Consider the following 22,619-nt stretch of genomic DNA (forward strand, 5'->3'; position numbering starts at 1 on the left):
GACGCATGCCGCAGACTAAAGATGATTTACCCGACGCGCTGTACAGCGCTGCGCAAGTCCGAGCCCTCGATGCGAGCCTGATCGCGGCCGGTACAACGGGCTTCGAATTGATGCAGCGCGCGGCGCGGGCGACCTGGCGCGCGCTGGTCCGTCATTGGCCGACGGCAAATGAGTTGAGTGTTGTGGCCGGCCACGGCAATAACGCCGGCGACGGTTATCGGGTGGCGGTACTGGCCCGGCGTGCTGGCTGGCATGTGCGGGTGTTGGCGGCGGGTGATCCCCAGCGTTTACAAGGCGACGCAGCATTGGCCCATGCCGAGGCCGTGTCCGAGGGTGTCGCGGTTCAAGCCTGGAACGCACATTCGGAGTTGCGCGGTATCGTGCTGGATGCCTTGCTCGGCACCGGTCTGACGGGAGAGGTGCGAGAGCCTTACGCCAGCGTGATCGCGGCGATCAATGCCAGTGGGTTGCCGGTTGCGGCAGTGGATATCCCTTCGGGGTTGTGCGCGGACACCGGCCGAATGCTCGGTGCTGCCGTTCGAGCTGATCTGACCGTAACCTTCATTGGTTTGAAGTTGGGTCTTTTCACGGGAGACGCTGCGGATCTGGTTGGCGAACGGGTCTTCAATGATCTGCAAGCCTCCCCCGAGTCTTTCAACGGGGTCGCCGCCACTGCCCGTCGCCTGACGACCGGTAACGTGCCGCGTCTGGCGGCTCGCCCTCCCACCTCCCATAAAGGAACATTCGGCCACGTCCTGCTAATCGGCGGTGATCGCGGGTTTGGCGGCGCCATCCTGCTGAGCGCGCAAAGTGCGCTGCGTAGCGGTGCCGGGATGGTGTCCGTCGCAACTCGCAGCGAACATGTTTCGGCCGCTCTGGCGAGAATTCCCGAAGCCATGGTGCTGGGCACTTCGTCGGCCAATCAGCTGATGGGACTGCTTCAAAAAGTTTCCGTGCTGGTTGTCGGCCCAGGCTTAGGTCAGGCTTGCTGGGGGCGCAGCCTTTTGTCGGCGGCTGCCAATGCGCCGCTGTCGCAAGTCTGGGACGCCGATGCGTTAAATATGCTGGCTGAAGAACGTGTGAGCTTGCCCAAGGACTGCGTGATCACACCGCATCCTGGCGAGGCGGCGCGGCTGCTGGGAATATCGACTGCCGAGGTGCAGGCTGACCGTCCTGCAGCCGCTCACGCATTGAGCAAAAAATACACAGCTGTAGTGATTTTGAAAGGCGCCGGCAGCCTGGTCGCCAGCCCCGATGGGCGCCTGGCGCTGTGTCATCAGGGGCATCCGGCCATGGCCACCGCCGGTTTGGGTGATGTGCTGGCCGGTCTGGTTGGCGCATTGCTGGCTCAAGGCATGGCGGCGTTCGACGCCGCCTGCCTGGCCGTCTGGCTGCACGCCAATGCCGGCGAGCAAGAAGGTAAAACGGGCCGTGGGCTGGCGGCCAGTGATCTGATTCCAGCCATTCGTCAGTTGTTGGAGGAGCAAGCACCGTGTCTGAAGTAACCCTGTACCTGGCTGATGAAGAGGCGATGACCGCATTTGGCGAACGCATCGCAAAAACCACTCAAGGGCACGGTCTGATTTTTCTGGAAGGGGATCTGGGGGCGGGGAAAACCACGCTGTCGCGGGGCATCATCCGGGGTCTGGGGCATGTTGGGGCAGTAAAAAGTCCGACGTTCACCTTGGTCGAACCCTACGAGATTGGCGACATCCGGGCCTTCCATTTCGACCTCTATCGCTTGGTCGACCCTGAAGAGCTGGAATACCTCGGTATCCGCGACTACTTCGAAGACGACGCCTTGTGCCTGATCGAATGGCCCCGAAAGGGTGCAGGCTTTTTGCCAAAGCCCGACCTGACCATTACCATTAGCCCGCAAGACAGCGGGCGTTCGCTGAAAATTTTGTCCCAGGGCTCGCGTGGCGAGTCGTGGTGTGCCGCTTTGGCATTGGAATCCAATTAAATGATGGGGTCAGGTATGCGCTTTCGCGCGATGGTAGCTGCCGTAGGATTGTTGTTTTTGGCGGTGACCGTCGACGCTGTGGCCGAGACAAAGGTCAACAGCGTTCGCCTGTGGCGGGCTCCGGACAACACACGATTGGTGTTCGACCTGACAGGGCCTGTCCAGCACAGCGTCTTCACCCTGACCGCCCCCGATCGGCTGGTCATCGACATCAATGGCGCGTCTCTTGGGGCGCCGCTGAACGTCAACACCTCAAACACTCCGATCACCGCCATGCGCTCGGCTCAACGTACGCCGACCGACCTGCGGGTGGTCATCGACCTTAAAAAAGCCGTCACGCCGAAAAGTTTTACCTTGGCGCCAAACGCCCAGTACGGCAATCGCCTGGTGGTCGACTTGTTCGATAACGCCGCCGACGCCGCGCCAATTCCAGCGCCGACCAACGTCGCGACGGTCGCCCCGGTGCCGGTCACGCCGGTGGAGCCCGCGGTGAAGCTGCCGCCAGCACCGGCCGGCAAGCGCGACATCATTGTGGTCATCGATGCCGGTCACGGCGGCGAAGACCCGGGCGCCTCGGGCTCTCGCGGTCAGCGTGAAAAAGACGTGGTGCTGGCCATTGCCCGCGAACTGCAGCGTCAGGTCAACGGCATGAAAGGCTTCCGCGCTGAACTCACCCGCACCGGCGACTACTTCATCCCATTGCGCGGCCGGACTGAAATCGCCCGCAAGAAGGGCGCTGACCTGTTCGTTTCGATTCACGCCGACGCCGCGCCTTCGGCCGCTGCTTTCGGAGCCTCGGTGTTCGCCCTGTCTGATCGCGGTGCTACCTCGGAAACGGCCCGTTGGCTGGCCGACAGTGAAAACCGTTCTGACTTGATCGGCGGTGCCGGCAACGTCAGCCTCGACGACAAGGACCGCATGCTGGCGGGCGTGCTGCTCGATCTGTCGATGACGGCATCCCTCACGTCCAGCCTTAACGTTGGCCAAAAGGTTCTTAGCAACATCGGTCGCGTCACGCCGCTGCACAAACAGCGCGTAGAACAGGCCGGGTTCATGGTGCTGAAGTCGCCGGATATTCCATCGATCCTGGTGGAAACCGGATTTATCTCCAACGCCAACGAGGCTTCCAAGCTTGCCGCAGCGAACCACCAGCAAGCGCTGGCGCGTTCGATCAGCAGCGGCGTGCGCCAGTTCTTCCAGCAGAACCCGCCACCGGGCACCTATATCGCCTGGCTGCGTGATTCCGGAAAAATCGTTCAAGGTCCACGTGACCATCGGGTAAACCCGGGTGAAACACTGGCGATGATTGCCGTGCGTTACCAGGTGTCGCCAGCCACGCTGCGCAGCGCCAACAACCTGAAAAGTGACGAGCTGAAGATCGGTCAGACCCTGACCATTCCCGGCACAGAACTGGCGTCCAAAGAATGAACCAGGTGCTGATCAATACGGCTCGCATCGAGCTGCTCAGCCCGCGACTGGCGAACCAGATTGCCGCCGGTGAGGTGGTTGAACGCCCGGCCTCGGTGATCAAGGAGCTGCTGGAAAACAGCCTCGACTCCGGCGCCAAGCGCATCGATGTCGATGTGGAGCAGGGCGGCGTCAAGTTGCTGCGGGTTCGCGACGATGGCAGCGGCATTTCCGCCGATGACTTGCCGCTGGCTTTGGCGCGGCACGCCACCAGCAAGATCCGCAACCTGGAAGACCTCGAGCAGGTCATGAGCCTGGGGTTTCGCGGTGAGGCACTCGCCTCGATCAGTTCCGTGGCCCGTCTGACCCTCACCTCTCGCACGAAAGAGGCCGATCAGGCCTGGCAGGTAGAAACCGAAGGCCGGGACATGGCGCCTCGCGTGCAGCCGGCAGCCCATCCGGTGGGCACTTCGGTGGAAGTGCGCGACCTGTTCTTCAATACCCCGGCGCGGCGCAAATTCCTCAAGACCGAAAAAACCGAATTCGATCACCTGCAAGAAGTGATCAAGCGTCTGGCCCTGGCACGTTTCGACGTGGCGTTCCATTTGCGTCACAACGGCAAAACCATCCTCAGCCTGCACGAAGCCCATGACGACGCAGCCCGTGCCCGGCGTGTGGCGGCGATTTGCGGTTCGGGTTTCCTCGAGCAGGCGCTGCCGATCGAGATCGAGCGTAATGGTCTGCATTTGTGGGGTTGGGTTGGCTTGCCGACGTTCAATCGCAGTCAGGCGGACTTGCAGTATTTCTTTGTGAATGGCCGTGCGGTGCGCGACAAACTGGTGGCCCACGCGGTGCGCCAGGCCTATCGCGACGTGCTGTTCAATGGTCGGCACCCGACGTTCGTGCTGTTTTTCGAGGTCGATCCGGCGGGCGTCGACGTCAACGTGCACCCGACCAAACACGAAGTGCGTTTCCGTGACGGGCGCATGGTTCATGATTTCCTCTATGGCACCCTGCACCGCGCCTTGGGCGATGTGCGGCCGGAAGATCATTTGGCCGCGCCGGTGGCGACGGCCATCGTTCGACCGACCGGCATTGATGCTGGCGAGTTCGGTCCGCAGGGCGAAATGCGTCTGGCGGCCAATGCGTTGCTGGAACAGCCTCAGGCCCTGCCGTCGTCCAATACGCCGGCAGGCTCGGGCGCGGGCGCCGGTTATCAATATCAGTACTCGCCGCGGCCTCAGTCGGGTGTGCCTGCGGCTGAAGCTCAGGCGGCCTACCGTGAGTTCTTTGCGCCGTTGCCAGAAGCGAATGCTGTCGCACTTCCGGCCGGGCAGGACGATATTCCGCCGCTGGGTTATGCACTGGCGCAGCTCAAAGGCATCTACATTCTTTCGGAAAACGCCCAAGGCCTGGTGCTGGTGGACATGCACGCCGCCCACGAGCGGATCATGTATGAGCGCCTGAAAATCGCCATGGCCAGCGAAGGCCTGAGCGGCCAGCCGCTGCTGGTGCCGGAATCCCTGGCGGTCAGTCAGCGTGAGGCCGATTGCGCCGAAGAACACGTCGCGTGGTTCCAGCGCCTGGGCTTTGAGTTGCAACGTCTGGGCCCGGAATCCCTGGCGATCCGGCAGATCCCTGCACTGCTCAAGCAGGCTGAAGCCAATCGATTGGTCAGCGACGTCTTGGCGGATCTGATGGAATATGGCACCAGCGACCGGATTCAGGCACACCTGAACGAACTGCTCGGCACCATGGCCTGCCACGGCGCGATTCGTGCGAATCGGCGTCTGGCCCTGCCGGAAATGAACGGCCTGCTGCGCGACATGGAAAACACCGAACGCAGCGGTCAATGCAACCATGGCCGACCGACCTGGACCCAACTGGGCCTGGACGATCTGGACAAACTGTTCTTGCGCGGTCGTTGATGAACCAGCTCCCTCCTGCAATTTTCCTGATGGGGCCGACCGCCGCCGGCAAGACCGACCTGGCGATCGAACTCACTAAAGTCTTGCCTTGCGAGCTGATCAGTGTCGATTCGGCGCTGGTCTACCGCGGTATGGACATCGGCACCGCCAAGCCTTCCAAAGCGCTTTTGGCTGAATTTCCACACCGTTTGATCGATATTCTTGACCCGGCAGAGAGTTATTCGGCCGCAGATTTCCGCCGTGACGCCCTTGAAGCCATGGCCGAGATCACCGCGCGGGGAAAAATTCCGCTGCTGGTGGGCGGCACAATGCTCTATTACAAGGCTTTGGTGGAAGGTCTGGCAGACATGCCGGCGGCCGATCCGGACGTTCGCGCGCAGATTGAAGAAGAAGCTGCACGCCTTGGCTGGCAAGCCCTGCACGATCAATTGGCGGCGATCGATCCGGAATCTGCAGCGCGTATACATCCGAACGATCCTCAGCGCCTCAGTCGAGCACTGGAAGTTTATCGCGTCAGCGGTCAGAGCATGACTGCGCTACGCTTGCAACAATCTGCGCAAAGTACTGAAGCAGCCGCTTCGGGACTGCAACAATTGCCCTATACTGTCGCGAACTTGGCCATTGCTCCGGCAAATCGCCAGGTACTGCATGAGCGAATTAAACAAAGATTCACTTTAATGTTGGAACAGGGATTCATTGACGAGGTCGTAGCCCTGCGTAAGCGAAGTGACCTGCATGCCGGGTTGCCGTCTATACGTGCAGTAGGCTACCGACAAGTCTGGGACTACCTGGATGGCAAGCTGACGCAAGCCGAGATGCAGGAGCGTGGAATCATTGCCACGCGCCAATTGGCAAAGCGCCAGTTCACCTGGCTGCGCAGTTGGGCTGATTTACACTGGTTGGACAGCCTGGATTGCGACAATCTGCCGCGCGCCTTGAAATACCTGGGGACCATCTCCATATTGAGCTGAGTCCTTGCAATTGCCGTCTATCCTTGGGGGTCTGACGGCCACAAGCCATCTGTTTACCTATTTTTTATATTGAATCCTTAAAGGAGTGCGGCACATGTCAAAAGGGCATTCGCTACAAGACCCTTACTTGAATACTTTACGTAAAGAGAAAGTGGGGGTTTCCATCTACCTGGTCAACGGGATCAAACTGCAAGGCACGATCGAGTCTTTCGACCAGTTCGTTATCCTGCTGAAAAACACCGTCAGCCAGATGGTTTACAAACACGCTATCTCTACAGTGGTGCCGGTTCGTCCAATTCGTCTGCCTAGCGCAACCGAATCCGAAGCAGGTGACGCTGAGCCAGGTAACGCCTGATAGGAGTCTCCTTTGTTCTTTGAGCGCCACGGTGGTGGTGAGCGGGCAATTCTCGTTCATTTGGATGGTCAGGACCCTGAGGCGCGCGAAGATCCGCAGGAGTTTCAGGAGTTGGCAATTTCGGCTGGTGCCGAGACCGTCGCGTTTCTCAACGTGCCGCGTCATCGGCCAACCGCCAAATACCTGATTGGCAGCGGCAAGGTCGAAGAGTTACGTGACCTGGTCAAAGCCGAGCAGGTAGATCTAGTGATTTTCAATCACATCCTCACGCCCAGTCAGGAGCGTAACCTCGAACGTGTTTTCGAGTGTCGCGTGATTGACCGCACGGGTCTGATTCTCGATATCTTCGCCCAACGCGCCCGCACCCATGAAGGCAAGCTCCAGGTCGAACTGGCCCAGCTTGAGCACATGAGTACGCGGCTGGTTCGTGGCTGGACTCACCTTGAGCGGCAGAAGGGCGGTATCGGTCTGCGCGGTCCGGGTGAAACCCAGCTGGAAACCGACCGGCGCCTGTTGCGGGTTCGCCTGCGGCAGATCAAAGGGCGCCTGGAAAAGGTTCGCAGCCAGCGCGAGCAGTCTCGTCGCGGGCGCAAACGGGCTGACATTCCGACGGTTTCACTGGTGGGTTATACCAACGCCGGCAAATCGACGCTGTTCAACTCGGTGACCGACTCCGACGTCTTCGCGGCTGACCAACTCTTCGCCACCCTCGACCCGACCCTGCGCCGACTCGAACTCGATGACCTCGGGCCGATCGTGCTGGCCGACACCGTGGGTTTCATTCGCCACCTGCCGCACAAACTGGTCGAGGCATTTCGGGCTACGCTCGAAGAATCGAGCAACTCCGACCTGCTGTTGCACGTGATCGACGCCCATGAACCGGAGCGTATGGCCCAGATTGAACAGGTCATGGTGGTGCTCGGGGAGATCGGGGCTCAAGACTTGCCGATCCTTGAGGTATACAACAAACTCGATTTGCTCGAGGGTGTAGAGCCGCAGATCCAGCGCGATGCCGATGGCAAGCCACTGCGGGTCTGGTTGTCGGCCAAGGACGGTACAGGTCTGGATCTGCTCAAACAGGCGGTGGCCGAGCTGCTCGGGGATGATTTGTTTGTTGGCACCTTGCGCTTGCCGCAACGTTTTGCTCGACTGCGTGCGCAGTTTTTCGAACTCGGTGCGGTACAGAAAGAAGAACACGACGAAGAAGGCATCTGCCTGCTGGCCGTTCGTTTGCCACGGATCGAGTTGAATCGACTGGTGAGCCGCGAAGGATTGCAGCCGATGGATTTCATCGAACAACACACTTTGCAATAAAAGCCTGAGAAAGCGGTTGTGCCGCGGTGACAGGCATTCTGTAGCATTGGTCGGCGCGCCGTGGGTGCGTCTTTGCTTTATCAGATGGAGAGCGCTATGGCTTGGAATGAGCCGGGTGGCAACTCGAATAATCAGGATCCTTGGGGTGGCAAGCGCCGCAATAACGGCGACCGCAAGGGACCACCGGATCTCGACGAGGCCTTCCGAAAGCTGCAGGAAAGCCTGAATGGGTTGTTCGGTGGTGGTAGAAAACGCGGTGATGACGGCGGTGGTTCGGGCAAGAGTGGCGGCTTTGGCGGTCTGCTCGGCATCGGCCTGGTCGTGTTGGCGGCCGTTTGGCTGTACAGCGCGGTCTATGTCGTCGACGAGCAGGAGCAAGCCGTGGTGCTGCGCTTCGGCAAGTACTACGAAACCGTCGGCCCGGGCCTGAACATCTATTTCCCGCCGCTTGATCGCAAGTACCTGGAAAACGTCACGCGTGAGCGTGCCTATACCAAGCAGGGTCAAATGCTGACTGAAGACGAGAACATCGTCGAAGTGCCGCTGACCGTGCAGTACAAGATCAGCAATCTGCAGGACTTCGTGCTGAGCGTCGACCAGCCGGAAATCAGCCTGCAGCACGCGACCGAAAGTGCCTTGCGCCATGTGGTGGGTTCCACCGCGATGGATCAGGTGCTGACCGAAGGTCGTGAATTGATGGCCAGCGAAATCAAGGAGCGTCTGCAACGCTTCATGGATACCTATCGCACCGGTATCACCGTCACTCAGGTCAACGTACAGAGCGCAGCGGCACCGCGTGAAGTGCAGGAAGCCTTCGATGACGTGATCCGCGCCCGTGAAGACGAGCAGCGTTCGCGCAACCAGGCTGAAACCTATGCCAACGGCGTCGTGCCGGAAGCCCGTGGTCAGGCCCAGCGCATCATCGAAGATGCCAATGGTTACCGTGACGAAACCGTCTCGCGCGCCAAGGGTGAGGCCGATCGCTTCACCAAGCTGGTCGCCGAGTACCGCAAGGCACCCGAAGTCACCCGCGAGCGTCTGTACCTGGACACCATGCAGGAAGTCTTCAGCAATACCAGCAAGGTTCTCGTGACCGGCAACAAGAATGGCCAGAGCAATCTACTGTACTTGCCGCTGGACAAAATGGTCGAGAGTGGCCGTAGCACCGGCACTTCTGTGACCGGCGCGGCAGCCACCAGCAATGAAGCGAGCGCGCGTGCGGCAGCCGATCTGCAGCAACAGCCAGCACGTACCAGGGAGAGTCGCTGATGAGCAATAAATCGCTGATCACCCTTATTGTCGTCGTCGTCGTGGCGATCGCAGCCTGGAACTGCTTCTACATCGTGGCTCAGACCGAGCGTGCGGTGCTGCTGCAATTTGGTCGTGTGGTTCAGGCCGATGTTCAGCCGGGCCTGCATGTGAAAGTGCCTTACGTTAACCAGGTGCGCAAATTCGACGCACGCCTGATGACGCTGGATGCACCGACGCAACGCTTCCTGACGCTGGAAAAGAAAGCCGTGATGGTTGATGCCTACGCCAAGTGGCGCGTGAAAGATGCCGAGCGCTTCTACACCGCGACGTCCGGCCTCAAGCAGATTGCTGACGAGCGTCTTTCCCGTCGTCTGGAATCGGGCCTGCGTGACCAGTTCGGTAAGCGCACGCTGCACGAAGTGGTTTCCGGTGAGCGCGATGCGTTGATGACCGATATCACCGCTTCGCTGAACAAGATGGCGGAAAAAGAGCTGGGCATTGAAGTTGTCGATGTTCGGGTCAAGGCCATCGATCTGCCGAAAGAAGTGAACCGCAGCGTGTTCGAGCGCATGAGTTCCGAGCGTGAGCGTGAAGCTCGCGAGCATCGCGCCAAGGGTAACGAGCTGTCAGAAGGCATTCGTGCCGATGCCGATCGTCAACGCCGTGTGCTGCTGGCTGAAGCTTATCGTGAATCCGAAGAGGTTCGCGGTGACGGTGATGCCCAGGCTGCTGCGATCTACTCCAAGGCCTACGGCCAGGATCAGGAGTTCTACGGTTTCTATCGTAGCCTGCGTGCCTACCGTGAAAGCTTCGCGAACAAATCCGACGTCATGGTCCTGGACCCAAGCAGCGACTTCTTCCGTTACCTGGAAAAAGCCAAGCCTTGATACGACGTTGACCTGAATCATCCCCCGCCTGGCGGCTAAAACCTCGGGCGGGGTGATCCTTTGGGAAAACGTGTGTATGATGCGGCAGCCGGGAAATTCCCGGCTTTTTTGCGTCTGCACGTTTGATTGCGGTTTTTATTGCAAGACATCGAGTTGAATGACTCGACAGGTTTTTCGAGGAAAGTGGTTGGCGAAGCTGATTTCAGGCTTTTCGCCCCGTTGTTCATGCGCGTGGTTTGTGCGCATGAGCCGATCATTTTCTGCTTCACTCAAGGCTCGCCCAAAGGCTTGCCGCCCGGATCATAGGGGAATGGCGTAATGGCAACGGTAGACCGCTGGCTGCTGCCAGATGGCATCGAAGAAGTACTGCCACCAGAGGCGGCGCGTATCGAAGTAGCGCGCCGTCAGGTGTTGGATCTGTTCCAGAGTTGGGGTTACGAGTTTGTCGTGACTCCCCATATCGAGTACCTGGAATCCCTGCTGACCGGCGCGGGCCAGGACCTCGATCTGCGTACCTTCAAGGTCATCGACCCGCAATCGGGCCGGCAGATGGGTTTCCGTGCCGACATCACGCCGCAAGTGGCGCGCATCGATGCGCATACCTTGCGTCGCGAAGGTCCGAGTCGCCTGTGCTATGCCGGTAGCGTGCTGCACGCTCAGCCGCGCGCCTTGTCGTCCTCGCGCAGCCCGATCCAGCTGGGCGCCGAGTTGTACGGCGATGCCAGTCCGAGCAGCGACGTGGAGGTGATCAGCCTGATGCTGGCTATGCTGCAACTGGCCGATGTGCCGGATGTGCACATGGACCTCGGTCATGTCGGCATCTACCGCGGCCTGGCTCGCGCCGCCGGTTTGTCCGGTGAAGTTGAACAACAGTTGTTCGACGCGTTGCAACGTAAAGCCATCGACGAGGTCATTACCTTGACCGAAGGCTTGCCTGCCGATCTGTCGGGCATGTTGCGGGCGTTGGTCGACCTGTGTGGCGGCCGTGAAGTATTGAACGCTGCCCGCGAGCGTCTGGCGAATGCGCCGGCGCCAGTTCTGGCAGCTCTGGACGACCTGCTGGCGATTGCCGAGCGTCTGTCCACGCGTTTCCCGGAATTACCGCTGTACTTTGACCTGGGCGAGTTGCGCGGCTACCACTACCACACGGGTGTGGTGTTCGCGGTGTTCGTGCCCGGTGTTGGCCAGTCCATTGCTCAGGGCGGTCGTTACGACGACATCGGCGCCGACTTCGGTCGCGCTCGTCCGGCAACCGGCTTCTCTACCGATTTGAAAACCCTGGTGACCCTGGGGCGTGCTGAGATCGAGTTACCGTCTGGCGGTATCTGGATGCCGGACAGTACGGATGCGGCACTCTGGCAGCAGGTTTGCCAGTTGCGCAGTGAGGGTCAGCGTGTCGTTCAGGCATTGCCTGGGCAACCTTTGGCCGCCGCCCGTGAAGCGGACTGCGACCGGCAATTGATTCAGCAGAACGGGCTTTGGCAAGTATCGCCACTGGCTTCTTGAGTTTTCCTGCCGGCCGCGGCCGGCACCAAGTTTGCGCGAATGAGGACAAGTGTTATGGGTAAGAATGTCGTAGTCCTGGGCACCCAATGGGGTGATGAGGGCAAAGGCAAGATCGTTGATCTGCTGACCGAACATGCTGCCGCCGTAGTGCGCTACCAAGGTGGTCACAACGCTGGTCACACCCTGGTGATCGACGGCGAAAAAACCGTCTTGCACCTGATCCCGTCGGGCGTGCTGCGCGCAGGCGTGCAGTGCCTGATCGGCAACGGCGTGGTGGTTGCACCCGACGCTCTGCTGCGGGAAATCATCAAGCTGGAAGAGAAAGGCGTACCGGTGCGCGAGCGCCTGCGTATCAGCCCTTCCTGCCCGCTGATCCTGTCCTATCACGTAGCGCTGGACCAGGCTCGTGAAAAGGCCCGTGGCGAGCTGAAGATCGGTACGACCGGTCGCGGTATCGGCCCGGCGTACGAAGACAAGGTTGCACGTCGCGGTCTGCGCATCGGTGACCTGTTCCACCGTGAGCGCTTCGCCGCCAAGCTGGGCGAGTTGCTGGATTACCACAACTTCGTACTGGTCAATTACTACAAAGAACCCGCAATCGACTTCCAGAAGACGCTCGACGAGTGCATGGAATACGCCGAGCTGCTCAAGCCGATGATGCTCGACGTCACCGCTGAGCTGCACGAGCTGCGTCGTGCTGGCAAAGACATCATGTTCGAAGGCGCCCAAGGCTCCCTGCTGGACATCGACCACGGTACCTACCCATACGTCACGAGCTCCAACACCACTGCGGGCGGCATCGCCACCGGTTCGGGTTTTGGTCCGATGTACCTGGATTACATCCTCGGTATCACCAAGGCCTACACCACTCGCGTGGGTTCGGGTCCATTCCCGACTGAGCTGTTTGATGACGTGGGTGCTTTCCTGGCCAAGCGTGGCCACGAGTTCGGCGCTACCACTGGTCGTGCCCGTCGTTGCGGCTGGTTCGATGCCGTCATCCTGCGTCGCGCTATCGACGTCAACAGCATCTCGGGCCTGTGCCTGACCAAGCTGGACGTGCTGGACGGTCTGGAAACCATCAACATCTGTGTTGGCTACAAGAACCAGGATGGTGCAGTGATCGACGCACCGACTGACGCCGACAGCTACATCGGCCTGGAGCCGGTGTACGAAGAGATGCCAGGCTGGACCGAATCCACCGTCGGTGCCAAGACCCTGGAAGAGTTGCCGCAAGCTGCTCGCAACTACATCAAACGCGTCGAAGAGTTGGTCGGTGCACCGATTGACATTATTTCGACGGGCCCGGACCGCAACGAAACCATCGTTCTGCGTCACCCGTTCGCTTAATAAGTCGTTGATGTAAAACACAAAGGCCCCTTGATTGGGGCCTTTGTCGTTTAAGTCTTTCGGACGGCACGACCCTTGCTGTGATTATCGCTTCTTGATGAGCCATCAATTTAATGGCGTCAAAGCAGAGGGATTTCCTGTGTCGGCCGTTCTCTCACTGTTACAAAGCCGTCTATTGCGGCCTGTGTTCGTTACCCTTGGTATCGCGCTTTTGGTGCAGGTGCTGGTGGCTGTTGCCCTGACTCGGAGCACAGTGACCGCACTCGAAGCCGATTTGGGTGTGCGCCTGGGTGCCGACAGTCAAAAGCTCTCTGGTGAGTTGGAGCAAGCGGGGCGTGAAGTCACGTCGAGCCTCGACAGCCTCTCCACCAGTACTCGTCAACGCCTTACGGCCGGTTTGTCCTCGCGATTGAAGGACGAGCAGGCACAACTGCGTGCGACGCTGGAAAAGGATCTGAAGGACTCCGCCAATGATATGGCGCAGCTTCTGGCCTCGGTCGCACCCCGCGCCATGTGGGACAGCGACGTTCCAACCCTGTCCGAATTCGCCCGCCGGGCCCAGCGTAATCCCAACGTGTTGTTCGTGGTCTACGACGACGCCACGGGGCAGCACCTGACGCGCTACCTGAACCGGGAGAACCCGATCAACAAGGCGCTTCTGGAGAAAGGCCAAGGCGAGCGTGCCCTGGACAAGGTGCTGGATGCGGCGAAGAGCGATCCATCGGTCTATTACCTCGAAGCCTCGATCAACCCCAACGGGGTGGAAATCGGCAAGGTCTTGATGGGCGTCTCCACCGCCTCGGTGGAAACCGATCTGGCGGACCTGGACAAGCGCTTCTCGGCGCTGATCGCCAGCAGTGATCAACTGGTCGGCGACAGCCTCAAGGGCGCGGCGGCTGACAGCGCCACGGCGATGCGTGCGCGTCTGACGTCTGCTCAGTCCACGGCATCTGAAATGAAAGACAACACCACCAGCACTGTGCAGGAAGCCGCGGCGACCTTGCGCTGGCGCATCGGCATGGGCCTGGCGGTCGTGGGTTTTGGCGTGTTGCTGTTGCTGGCCGTGGTGCTGGGTCGTCGTGTGGTCAACCGCTTGAAAATGCTCATCGCTGCCATGGACGACCTGGCGGCGGGCGAGGGCGACCTGACCAAGCGCGTGCAGATCAACAGCAAGGACGAAATCGGCGACATGGCCTCGGCGGTCAATCGCTTTGTGGATAAGTTGCAGCCGATCGTGCGCGAAGCGGGCGATGTGGCTCAACGCACTGGCGTGGAAATCGGCGCCATGACTTTACGCAATGCCGGGGCCGATAAAGCGGCGGGCATGCAGCGCGATGAAGTGGCCGAGAGCCTGCGTGCTTTGTCGCAGATGGCTGACGAAGCCCAGTCTGAAAGTCATGCCATGCAGGCAGCCTTGCAGCAAGTGGTGGATATTCGTTCGGCAACGGATGAAAACACTCGGACCTCGGCGAAAGTCGGCAGTCTGATCGAGGCGTTGGCCGGGCAGGTCGATACCGGGGCGAAAGTCATCGAGCGGCTGGCGCAGCAGAGTGAGCAGATTGAAGTGGTGCTGACGGTGATTCACGGGATCGCCGAGCAAACCAACCTGCTGGCGCTGAACGCGGCCATCGAAGCGGCACGCGCTGGCGAGACCGGCCGCGGGTTTGCCGTGGTAGCGGACGAGGTGCGAGCACTGGCGAGCAAGACACAGAGCTCCACCGGCGACATTCAGGCGCACATCGTTGCCTTGCAGCAAGGTGCGCGTGAGGCGGTGGCGGCGATCGGTCAGGCCGGGCGTCAGGCCAACGAAGGGTTGCTGGTGTTGCGTGACAGTGCGCGGTTGCAGCAGTCGGTGCAGGCGTCGGTCGAGCAGGTGCATGCGGCGATTGGTTTGGCAACGCAGGCCGCGGCGCATCAGGCACAAGGCGCGCAGGCGGTGCGTGGTCGGGTTGAGACCATTCATGCGCAGGCTGAGCAAGCGGCTCAAGCGGTGGTGGCAACCACGGCCAGCGGCAAGGTGCTGGATGGGTTGGCGGCGCAGTTGAAGGCCAGCCTGGGGCAGTTCCGGGCCTGATGGGTTGTCTGGTCTGGCCCCATCGCGAGCAAGCTCGCTCCCACATTGGATTTGAGGTGTTCACAAAATTTTGTGTCCACCCACAATCACTGTGGGAGCGAGCTTGCTCGCGATGGCGATCTCAGCGGCTCAGATACATCCGAGTCGTAAGCAAATAGACCGGCAACCCCGACACCAATATCAACAGCGCCGCATAAGGCGCCGCCGCCGCAAACTCCACATTCGCGGTATGCGCCCAGACTTCCGTCGCCAGCGTATTGAGTCCGGTAGGACTCAGCAGCAACGTCGCCGTCAGTTCCTTCATCGCATCCAGAAACACCAGCGCAAACGCTGCACCGAGTGCTGGAAAGATGATCGGCAACGTCACCCGGCAAAACGCACTGAAGGACGACGCCCCCAGCGTGCGTGCCGCCTCTTCCAGTTGCGGCGCAGCCTTGTTCAGTGCCGTGCGAATCGGCGCCTGAGCCAACGGCAGAAACAGCAGCGCATAAGCGATCAGCAACAACGCCGAGGTCTGATACAGCACCGGCACATAGTGCAGGGCGAAATACACAAGTGTCAGTGCGATCACCAGTCCAGGCAGTGCATGCAGCAGATACGGCAGGCGCTCGGCCCAGATTGCCAGTTGACCCTTATGGCGCACCACCAACAGCCCAACCGGCACAGCCAGCACCAGGCACAGTGCTGCACCACCGAGGGAGAGTGCCAGTGATGACAGCAGCGCTTCGCTGATCGCCGCTACGGGGAATGCGGCCGAGGAACCTACGGCTAGCCAGTACACCAGCATGCCCAGCGGAATGCCGCTGCCGATGATCGCCAGTGCCAGACAATAAACCTGCCCAACCGCCGACCACGGTCCCAGGCGAACCTGCTCCGCACGCCGCGCCGCGCCTTGACCGGTGCGCACGTGCCGGCCCTTGCCGCGCACCCGCAGCTCAAGCCAAAGCAGCACCAGGCACAGCGCCAGCAATACGGCCGAAAGCATTGCTGCGTTGGCGTTACTGAATTCGAGCTCGAACTGTTGATAGATCGCGGTCGTGAAGGTCTGCAGGCCGATGATCGACAGTGCTCCGAACTCCACCAGCATGTGCAGGGCGATCAGCAGCGAACCGGCCAGCAACGAAGGCCAGAGCAACGGCAGGGTGATCCTGAAGAACACGCCCCAGCGATTCTGCCCAAGGGTTCGTGCGGACTCCTCGAGAGAGGGATCAAGATTGCGCAGGGTTGCCGCGACCGGCAGAAATATCAGCGGGTACTTGGAGAGGGTCATCACCAGGATTGCCCCGCCGAGCCCTTCGAAGTGAGCGCTCAACGAGACCCAGGTAAAACTGCTGACAAATGCCGGCACCGCGAACGGCAGGCACAGAATTACGCCCCACAAGCGTCGCCCCGGCAGATTGCTACGTTCCAGTAGCCACGCCAGCGACAGACCGATCACGCCGCAGGCCAGCGTCACACCGACCATCAATGCCAAGGTATTGCGCAGCAGCCCGAACACATAAGGCCGCCAAAGCAGGTGCAGTGCCTGGGCCCAACCGGCCTGCCAGGTTTTGAGCCCGACATACATCAGCGGCAAGAGGCTGAGCACTACCAGCAGTAAAACCGGGAGCAACAACCAGATCGACGGTCGTTTGCGCCGCGGCACGTAACCCCCGCGCGAGACGGGGGCGGATAACGATGCGCTCATCAGTTCAAGCCAACGTCACGTTCCAGGTCCAGGGCTTGTTCGGCATTGCCAAGATCGGCTGGCGTGACCTTCGGTGCCTCAAGCTCGCTGAACGGCTTGAGTCCGCGATCCGATTCCATGCCTTTGTGCAGCGGGTACTCGGCGGTGGTCTGGGTGATCACGCGCTGACCTTCTTCGCTGGCCATGTAGGCGAGGAATTGTTGGGCTTCTTTTGGGTGCTTGCTGGATTTCAGCACCGCCGCACTGGAAACGGTGATCAGCCCGCCGACGTCGCCGCCGGTGAAGTAATGCAGTTTAGAATCGAGCTGGCCTTTCTCACGCTGCAAAGCGAACCAGTAATAGTTGTTCACCAGCACGGTGGCGACTTCGCCGTTTTCCACCGCCTTCAGCGCAACCATGTTGTTGCTGTAAGTCTTGCCGAATGCGCGTAGGCCGGTCAGCCATTCTTCAGCAGCGTCCATGCCATGCACTTTGATGATTGCCACGGCCTGTTCCTGGAACGCGCCGCTGGTAGGCACGAAGCCGACCTTGCCTTGCCATTTAGGGTCGGAGAACTCCATCACCGACTTCGGTAGATCCTTCTCGTCAATCAGTTTGGGGTTGTAGGCGACGACGCGGACTCGCGCGGTGATGCCGATCCAGGTGCCATTGCCAGCGACATAGTCTTTTGGCAGAACGGCGAGGGTGGCGGCATCGGTCTCGGCCAGAAGGCCTTGTTCGCCGAGTTTGTTCAGTGGGGGCGACTCTTCGGTATAAATCACGTCGGCGGGGGAGCGATCACCTTCTTCGACGACCTGGCTGGCGAGCTGGTTGCTGCTGCCTTTACGGACATTGACGTGAATGCCGGTCTTGGCTTCGAAGGCTTTGGCAATGGCGTCGCCGACTTCCTTGTGTTGACCGTTATAGAGTGTCAGGGAAACGGCATCGGCGGCCTGGGTGAGGGGAGTAGCGAGTGCCAGACCGAGCAGGGTGAAGGTCAGGCCGCGGCGCAGGGTATTTCGAAACATCATTCGCAGGGTTCCTCACTGTCGCATTGCAAAAACTTGAAACAATGATAAACGATATTGTTTCTCAAGTGCGCGTAGCGGGCCGGAGAAGGTTTTGCTAGAGCGTTTTGGATAAACTTTTCAAACCCCGGAAACGCAAAAACCCGCTTTCGCGGGTTTTTGTGAAATTCAAGACCGGGATCTTGAATTTGAATTGGTGCCCAGAAGAAGACTCGAACTTCCACGACCTTGCGGTCACCAGCACCTGAAGCTGGCGTGTCTACCAATTTCACCATCTGGGCATCATCGCAAGCGTTGCCGCTGTTGATGTGGCGCACTATACGGAGAGCTTTTTGATCTGTAAACCCCTGATTTAGTATTAATAAATCAGAAGCTTAGAATGCAAAAAACCCGCTTTCGCGGGTTTTTGTGCGAGCCTTGAAATTGATCTAATCTCAAGCTCGAAATTGGTGCCCAGAAGAAGACTCGAACTTCCACGACCTTGCGGTCACCAGCACCTGAAGCTGGCGTGTCTACCAATTTCACCATCTGGGCAGTATCGGCAATGCGTCTGCGTCGTCGATGGCGCGCACTATACGGAGCGTCTTTTTAACTGTAAACCCCTGGCATCAAAAAAACTTGGAAAATTTTACCAGTGGCATTCAAATCAGCTTTGCAGTGTCGATAAAGGGCTTTAGATGGGCTGTCATAGCCTGAAATTTCCCGTTTCATTACGCCTATGCCAAACTAACCCGCATATAGACAAGGTGAAAACTCTCTAATGGCCGATTGGCAGTCCCTCGATCCCGAGGCCGCTCGTGAAGCGGAAAAATATGAAAACCCTATTCCTAGCCGCGAACTGATCCTTCAGCACCTTGCTGATCGGGGTTCGCCTGCTAACCGCGAGCAGCTGGTCGAAGAGTTTGGTCTGACCACAGAAGACCAGCTCGAAGCCCTGCGTCGCCGTCTGCGCGCCATGGAGCGCGATGCTCAACTCATCTATACCCGTCGCGGCACCTATGCGCCGGTGGACAAGCTCGACCTGATCCTGGGCCGCATCAGCGGTCACCGTGACGGCTTTGGCTTCCTGGTCCCGGACGACGGCAGTGACGACCTGTTCATGAGCCCGGCGCAAATGCGGCTGGTGTTCGATGGCGATCGTGCGCTGGCTCGTGTTTCCGGTCTCGACCGTCGCGGGCGCCGCGAAGGCATGATCGTCGAAGTGGTATCCCGTGCCCACGAGACCATCGTCGGCCGTTACTTCGAAGAGGGCGGTATTGGTTTCGTCGTTGCGGACAATCCGAAGATCCAGCAAGAAGTGCTGGTCACCCCGGGTCGTAACGCCAATGCCCAGATCGGACAGTTCGTCGAAGTGAAGATCACTCACTGGCCGACGCCACGCTTCCAGCCGCAAGGCGACGTGGTCGAAGTCGTGGGCAACTACATGGCGCCGGGCATGGAAATCGATGTCGCCCTGCGCACCTACGATATTCCTCACGTCTGGCCTGAGGCTGTGCTGAAAGAAGCCGCCAAGCTCAAGCCTGAAGTCGAAGAGAAAGACAAAGAGAAGCGCATCGACCTGCGCCATCTGCCGTTCGTGACCATCGACGGCGAAGATGCTCGCGATTTCGATGACGCGGTCTACTGCGAAGCCAAACCGGGCAAGCTGCGCCTGTTCTCCGGCGGCTGGAAGTTGTACGTGGCGATTGCCGACGTCTCCAGCTACGTGAAAATCGGTTCGGCGCTGGACAATGAATCTCAGGTTCGCGGCAACTCGGTGTACTTCCCCGAGCGCGTGGTGCCGATGCTGCCTGAGCAGCTGTCCAACGGCCTGTGCTCGCTGAACCCTCACGTTGATCGCCTGGCCATGGTTTGCGAGATGACCATCTCCAAATCCGGCGAGATGACCGACTACTGCTTCTACGAAGCGGTGATTCACTCCCACGCTCGCCTGACCTACAACAAGGTCAGCGCCATGCTGGAGACGCCGAAAGTCACCGAAGCGCGTCAGCTTCGTGGCGAATACAACGACGTTCTGCCGCACCTCAAACAGCTGTACGCGTTGTACAAGGTTCTGCTGGCGGCCCGTCACGTGCGTGGTGCGATCGATTTCGAAACGCAGGAAACCCGGATCATCTTCGGGACCGAGCGCAAGATTGCCGAAATCCGTCCGACCGTTCGTAACGACGCTCACAAGCTGATCGAGGAATGCATGCTGGCGGCCAACGTGGCCACCGCTGAATTCCTGAAAAAGCACGAAATCCCTGCGCTGTATCGCGTCCACGATGGCCCGCCACCGGAGCGTCTGGAAAAACTGCGCGCCTTCCTCGGTGAGCTCGGCCTGTCCCTGCACAAAGGCAAGGACGGTCCGTCGCCGAAGGATTACCAGGCACTGCTGGCCAGCATCAAGGACCGTCCGGATTTCCACCTGATCCAGACCGTTATGCTGCGTTCGTTGAGCCAAGCGGTGTACAGCGCCGATAACCAGGGCCACTTCGGCCTGAATTACGAAGCCTATACCCACTTCACCTCGCCGATCCGCCGCTACCCGGACTTGCTCACGCACCGGGCGATTCGCAGCGTCATCCATTCGAAAATGGACACCCCGCACGTTCGCCGTGCCGGCGCGATGACCATTCCGAAGGCGCGCATCTATCCGTACGACGAAGCGATTCTGGAGCAGCTCGGCGAGCAGTGCTCGATGAGCGAGCGCCGTGCCGACGAAGCAACCCGCGACGTTGTGAACTGGCTCAAGTGCGAGTTTATGAAGGATCGCGTGGGCGAGTCGTTCCCGGGTGTGATCACCGCCGTGACCGGTTTTGGTCTGTTCGTCGAGCTTACAGACATTTATGTCGAAGGCCTGGTGCATGTCACCGCGCTGCCGGGCGATTACTACCACTTCGATCCTGTACATCATCGCCTGGCCGGTGAGCGTACCGGTCGCAGCTTCCGCCTTGGCGATACCGTTGAGGTGCGCGTGATGCGCGTCGATCTCGACGAACGCAAGATCGACTTCGAGATGGCTGAAAAAACCATCAGCGCGCCGATCGGTCGCAAGAAGCGCGGGACTGAAGCGACTGCACCGGCTACCCCTTCTACAAAAACAGCTGCAGAACCGGCCCCGGCTAAAACCGGTCGTCGTCCTGCCAAGGAAAAGGCTGCCGAAGCCTATCGCCCGAGCGATGCCGCGGCGAAAAATGCCGAGCTGCGCAAAAGCCGCGAAATGAAGCAGGCGTTGCTGTCTGAAGCGAAAAGCGGCGGTAAAGCGGCGTCTGGGGGAAAGACCGGACGGTCGGCGCCTGACAAGGCACCCGGCGGCAAGCCAGCCAAACCGAGCAAACACCGTAAAGGCCCGCCAAAAGCGGGTTCCGCTCCTGCTGCCAAAAGTGGCGGGGCGCGTAAACCTAAGGCCAAGTCATGAGTCAGTTGGAAAAGATCTACGGCGTGCACGCAGTAGAAGCGTTGCTGCGTCACCACCCGAAACGCGTCAAGCAGATCTGGCTGGCTGAAGGCCGCAGCGATCCGCGGGTCCAGACGCTGATCCAGCTGGCGAACGAAAATCGCGTAGCCGTCGGCAACGCCGAGCGTCGCGAGCTGGATGCCTGGGTCGAAGGCGTGCACCAGGGCGTGGTCGCGGAGGTGAGTCCGAGCCAGGTCTGGGGCGAAGCAATGCTCGACGAGCTGCTCGATCGCACCGAAGGCGCGCCGCTGCTGCTGGTGCTCGACGGCGTGACCGACCCGCACAACCTTGGTGCCTGCCTGCGTTCTGCCGATGCGGCGGGCGCACTGGCGGTGATCGTTCCGAAGGACAAGTCAGCCACGCTGACCCCGACGGTACGGAAAGTTGCTTGTGGCGCGGCGGAAGTGATTCCGTTGGTCGCCGTGACCAACCTGGCGCGCACCCTGGAAAAACTCAAGCAGCGTGGCTTGTGGGTCGTCGGTACGGCGGGCGAGGCTGAGCAGAGTCTGTATCAGCAAGACATGACCGGCCCGACCATCCTGATCATGGGTGCTGAAGGCAGCGGCATGCGTCGCCTGACTCGCGATCTGTGCGACTACCTGGTGCACCTGCCGATGACCGGCAGCGTCAGCAGTCTCAACGTCTCCGTGGCGACCGGCGTCTGCTTGTTCGAGGCTCAGCGCCAACGCAGCGTTAAAGCTGCCGGCCCCGCCAAAAAGTCTTAAGTCAGATGTAATCCCTGTGGGAGCGAGCTTGCTCGCGATAGCGGTGTAACATTCAGCATAAATATTGAATGTCATGCCCTCATCGCGAGCAAGCTCGCTCCCACAGTGGTTTGTGGTGAGGCAAAAATGGGTGGGCGAACGAACTGTTCAAATAATCACCAATTGCCTTGCGCCTCTTCTGTCCCTTCTCTACAATTGCGCCCCTTGCTGTGACGGCAGGCACGCATGTGTCTATCGCAAGCAAGTCCATAAGTGTCATTCACTCCTTGTCTGACCGCTTTTTAGCGGCAGGCTACAACCCGTAAGGAGCATTCATGCGTCATTACGAAATCATCTTTTTGGTCCACCCGGATCAAAGCGAGCAAGTCGGCGGCATGGTAGAGCGTTACACCAAGCTGATCGAAGAAGACGGCGGCAAAATCCACCGTCTGGAAGATTGGGGCCGTCGTCAACTGGCCTACGCAATCAACAATGTTCACAAGGCTCACTACGTGATGCTGAACGTTGAGTGCACCGGCAAGGCCCTGGCCGAGCTGGAAGACAACTTCCGCTACAACGATGCAGTGATCCGTAACCTGGTCATCCGTCGCGAAGAAGCCGTTACTGGCCAATCCGAGATGCTCAAGGCTGAAGAAAACCGCAGTGAGCGCCGTGAGCGTCGCGACCGTCCTGAGCACGAAGGCGCTGAAAGCGCTGATAGTGATGACAGCGACAACAGCGATAACGCTGACGAGTAATCCACGGACCTTTTAAGGAGC

Annotated in this window: 17 protein-coding genes and 2 tRNA genes; 15 read left to right on the forward strand and 4 right to left on the reverse strand. The window is 59.8% G+C overall.

Going from position 1 to position 22,619, the window contains the following annotated elements; translation table 11 throughout:
- Positions 1 to 5 precede the first annotated feature (5 nt).
- From ACYZT7_RS03555 to ACYZT7_RS03610, 12 genes are all read left to right on the forward strand, one after another.
- Positions 6 to 1,505: an NAD(P)H-hydrate dehydratase gene (locus ACYZT7_RS03555; protein WP_462039973.1), complete on the forward strand. Its 1,500-nt coding sequence runs from the start codon at positions 6 to 8 to the stop codon at positions 1,503 to 1,505.
- Entirely contained in the window at positions 1,493 to 1,963 is a 471-nt protein-coding gene (gene tsaE, locus ACYZT7_RS03560; RefSeq protein WP_084319345.1) for a tRNA (adenosine(37)-N6)-threonylcarbamoyltransferase complex ATPase subunit type 1 TsaE, read from the forward strand. Before ACYZT7_RS03555 ends, tsaE begins: the two co-directional genes overlap by 13 nt.
- Positions 1,964 to 3,391: an N-acetylmuramoyl-L-alanine amidase gene (locus ACYZT7_RS03565; protein WP_462039974.1), complete on the forward strand. Its 1,428-nt coding sequence runs from the start codon at positions 1,964 to 1,966 to the stop codon at positions 3,389 to 3,391.
- Positions 3,388 to 5,298: a DNA mismatch repair endonuclease MutL gene (gene mutL / locus ACYZT7_RS03570; RefSeq protein ID WP_462039975.1), complete on the forward strand. Its 1,911-nt coding sequence runs from the start codon at positions 3,388 to 3,390 to the stop codon at positions 5,296 to 5,298. Before ACYZT7_RS03565 ends, mutL begins: the two co-directional genes overlap by 4 nt.
- Positions 5,298 to 6,269, forward strand: a complete 972-nt coding sequence (gene miaA / locus ACYZT7_RS03575; protein ID WP_462039976.1) for a tRNA (adenosine(37)-N6)-dimethylallyltransferase MiaA — start codon at positions 5,298 to 5,300, stop codon at positions 6,267 to 6,269. Before mutL ends, miaA begins: the two co-directional genes overlap by 1 nt.
- Positions 6,270 to 6,363: 94 nt before the next feature.
- Positions 6,364 to 6,624, forward strand: coding sequence for an RNA chaperone Hfq (hfq, locus tag ACYZT7_RS03580; RefSeq protein WP_007902656.1), 261 nt, complete (start codon positions 6,364 to 6,366; stop codon positions 6,622 to 6,624).
- 12 nt (positions 6,625 to 6,636) lie between these two features.
- The gene (hflX, locus tag ACYZT7_RS03585; protein WP_282376694.1) at positions 6,637 to 7,938 is read left to right on the forward strand and encodes a ribosome rescue GTPase HflX; all 1,302 of its coding nucleotides are present in this window, start codon (positions 6,637 to 6,639) and stop codon (positions 7,936 to 7,938) included.
- 96 nt (positions 7,939 to 8,034) lie between these two features.
- A complete protein-coding gene (hflK, locus tag ACYZT7_RS03590) occupies positions 8,035 to 9,207 on the forward strand; it encodes an FtsH protease activity modulator HflK (RefSeq protein WP_462039977.1) in 1,173 nt (390 codons plus the stop codon).
- Positions 9,207 to 10,076, forward strand: a complete 870-nt coding sequence (gene hflC, locus ACYZT7_RS03595) for a protease modulator HflC (RefSeq protein ID WP_309675164.1) — start codon at positions 9,207 to 9,209, stop codon at positions 10,074 to 10,076. The genes hflK and hflC overlap by 1 nt, the downstream gene beginning before the upstream one ends.
- Positions 10,077 to 10,394: 318 nt before the next feature.
- Positions 10,395 to 11,582, forward strand: a complete 1,188-nt coding sequence (locus tag ACYZT7_RS03600; protein ID WP_282376695.1) for an ATP phosphoribosyltransferase regulatory subunit — start codon at positions 10,395 to 10,397, stop codon at positions 11,580 to 11,582.
- 54 nt (positions 11,583 to 11,636) lie between these two features.
- Positions 11,637 to 12,929 carry an adenylosuccinate synthase gene (locus ACYZT7_RS03605; protein ID WP_149630033.1) on the forward strand — a complete coding sequence of 431 codons (1,293 nt, stop codon included), beginning with the start codon at positions 11,637 to 11,639 and terminating at the stop codon, positions 12,927 to 12,929.
- A gap of 139 nt (positions 12,930 to 13,068) precedes the next feature.
- Positions 13,069 to 15,003 carry a methyl-accepting chemotaxis protein gene (locus tag ACYZT7_RS03610; RefSeq protein WP_462039978.1) on the forward strand — a complete coding sequence of 645 codons (1,935 nt, stop codon included), beginning with the start codon at positions 13,069 to 13,071 and terminating at the stop codon, positions 15,001 to 15,003.
- Between the two features lie 121 nt (positions 15,004 to 15,124).
- Here the strand turns inward: ACYZT7_RS03610 and ACYZT7_RS03615 are convergent, their stop codons facing one another.
- From ACYZT7_RS03615 to ACYZT7_RS03630, 4 genes are all read right to left on the reverse strand, one after another.
- A complete protein-coding gene (locus tag ACYZT7_RS03615; RefSeq protein ID WP_462039979.1) occupies positions 15,125 to 16,690 on the reverse strand; it encodes an ABC transporter permease in 1,566 nt (521 codons plus the stop codon).
- Complete coding sequence (locus ACYZT7_RS03620; protein ID WP_462039980.1) at positions 16,690 to 17,700, reverse strand: iron ABC transporter substrate-binding protein; 1,011 nt, start codon at positions 17,698 to 17,700, stop codon at positions 16,690 to 16,692. The genes ACYZT7_RS03615 and ACYZT7_RS03620 overlap by 1 nt, the downstream gene beginning before the upstream one ends.
- Positions 17,701 to 17,891: 191 nt before the next feature.
- Positions 17,892 to 17,978, reverse strand: a tRNA-Leu gene (locus ACYZT7_RS03625).
- Positions 17,979 to 18,144: 166 nt separating this feature from the next.
- Positions 18,145 to 18,231: transfer RNA gene (locus tag ACYZT7_RS03630), tRNA-Leu, on the reverse strand.
- A 226-nt stretch (positions 18,232 to 18,457) separates the two neighbouring features.
- Between ACYZT7_RS03630 and rnr the strand changes: the two genes are divergently transcribed.
- The 3 genes from rnr to rpsF all read left to right on the forward strand — a co-directional run bounded on the left by rnr (position 18,458) and on the right by rpsF (position 22,598).
- On the forward strand, positions 18,458 to 21,097 hold the full coding sequence (rnr, locus tag ACYZT7_RS03635) for a ribonuclease R (protein WP_462039981.1): 2,640 nt from the start codon (positions 18,458 to 18,460) through the stop codon (positions 21,095 to 21,097).
- Positions 21,094 to 21,861: a 23S rRNA (guanosine(2251)-2'-O)-methyltransferase RlmB gene (rlmB, locus tag ACYZT7_RS03640; RefSeq protein WP_283189749.1), complete on the forward strand. Its 768-nt coding sequence runs from the start codon at positions 21,094 to 21,096 to the stop codon at positions 21,859 to 21,861. Before rnr ends, rlmB begins: the two co-directional genes overlap by 4 nt.
- 314 nt (positions 21,862 to 22,175) lie before the next feature.
- Positions 22,176 to 22,598: a 30S ribosomal protein S6 gene (gene rpsF, locus ACYZT7_RS03645; RefSeq protein ID WP_003217491.1), complete on the forward strand. Its 423-nt coding sequence runs from the start codon at positions 22,176 to 22,178 to the stop codon at positions 22,596 to 22,598.
- Positions 22,599 to 22,619 lie beyond the last annotated feature (21 nt).

This window comes from Pseudomonas sp. RT4P38 (assembly GCF_054897765.1).

Excerpts from the sequence above, each read along its gene's own strand:
- ACYZT7_RS03555 (WP_462039973.1), top strand. The coding sequence starts at position 6 with ATGCCGCAGACTAAAGATGATTTACCCGACGCGCTGTACAGCGCTGCG.
- ACYZT7_RS03565 (WP_462039974.1), top strand. The coding sequence starts at position 1,964 with ATGATGGGGTCAGGTATGCGCTTTCGCGCGATGGTAGCTGCCGTAGGA.
- mutL (WP_462039975.1), top strand. The coding sequence starts at position 3,388 with ATGAACCAGGTGCTGATCAATACGGCTCGCATCGAGCTGCTCAGCCCG.
- miaA (WP_462039976.1), top strand. The coding sequence starts at position 5,298 with ATGAACCAGCTCCCTCCTGCAATTTTCCTGATGGGGCCGACCGCCGCC.
- hfq (WP_007902656.1), top strand. The coding sequence starts at position 6,364 with ATGTCAAAAGGGCATTCGCTACAAGACCCTTACTTGAATACTTTACGT.
- hflK (WP_462039977.1), top strand. The coding sequence starts at position 8,035 with ATGGCTTGGAATGAGCCGGGTGGCAACTCGAATAATCAGGATCCTTGG.
- hflC (WP_309675164.1), top strand. The coding sequence starts at position 9,207 with ATGAGCAATAAATCGCTGATCACCCTTATTGTCGTCGTCGTCGTGGCG.
- ACYZT7_RS03600 (WP_282376695.1), top strand. The coding sequence starts at position 10,395 with ATGGCAACGGTAGACCGCTGGCTGCTGCCAGATGGCATCGAAGAAGTA.
- ACYZT7_RS03605 (WP_149630033.1), top strand. The coding sequence starts at position 11,637 with ATGGGTAAGAATGTCGTAGTCCTGGGCACCCAATGGGGTGATGAGGGC.
- ACYZT7_RS03615 (WP_462039979.1), bottom strand. The coding sequence starts at position 16,690 with ATGAGCGCATCGTTATCCGCCCCCGTCTCGCGCGGGGGTTACGTGCCG.
- ACYZT7_RS03620 (WP_462039980.1), bottom strand. The coding sequence starts at position 17,700 with ATGATGTTTCGAAATACCCTGCGCCGCGGCCTGACCTTCACCCTGCTC.
- rnr (WP_462039981.1), top strand. The coding sequence starts at position 18,458 with ATGGCCGATTGGCAGTCCCTCGATCCCGAGGCCGCTCGTGAAGCGGAA.
- rlmB (WP_283189749.1), top strand. The coding sequence starts at position 21,094 with ATGAGTCAGTTGGAAAAGATCTACGGCGTGCACGCAGTAGAAGCGTTG.
- rpsF (WP_003217491.1), top strand. The coding sequence starts at position 22,176 with ATGCGTCATTACGAAATCATCTTTTTGGTCCACCCGGATCAAAGCGAG.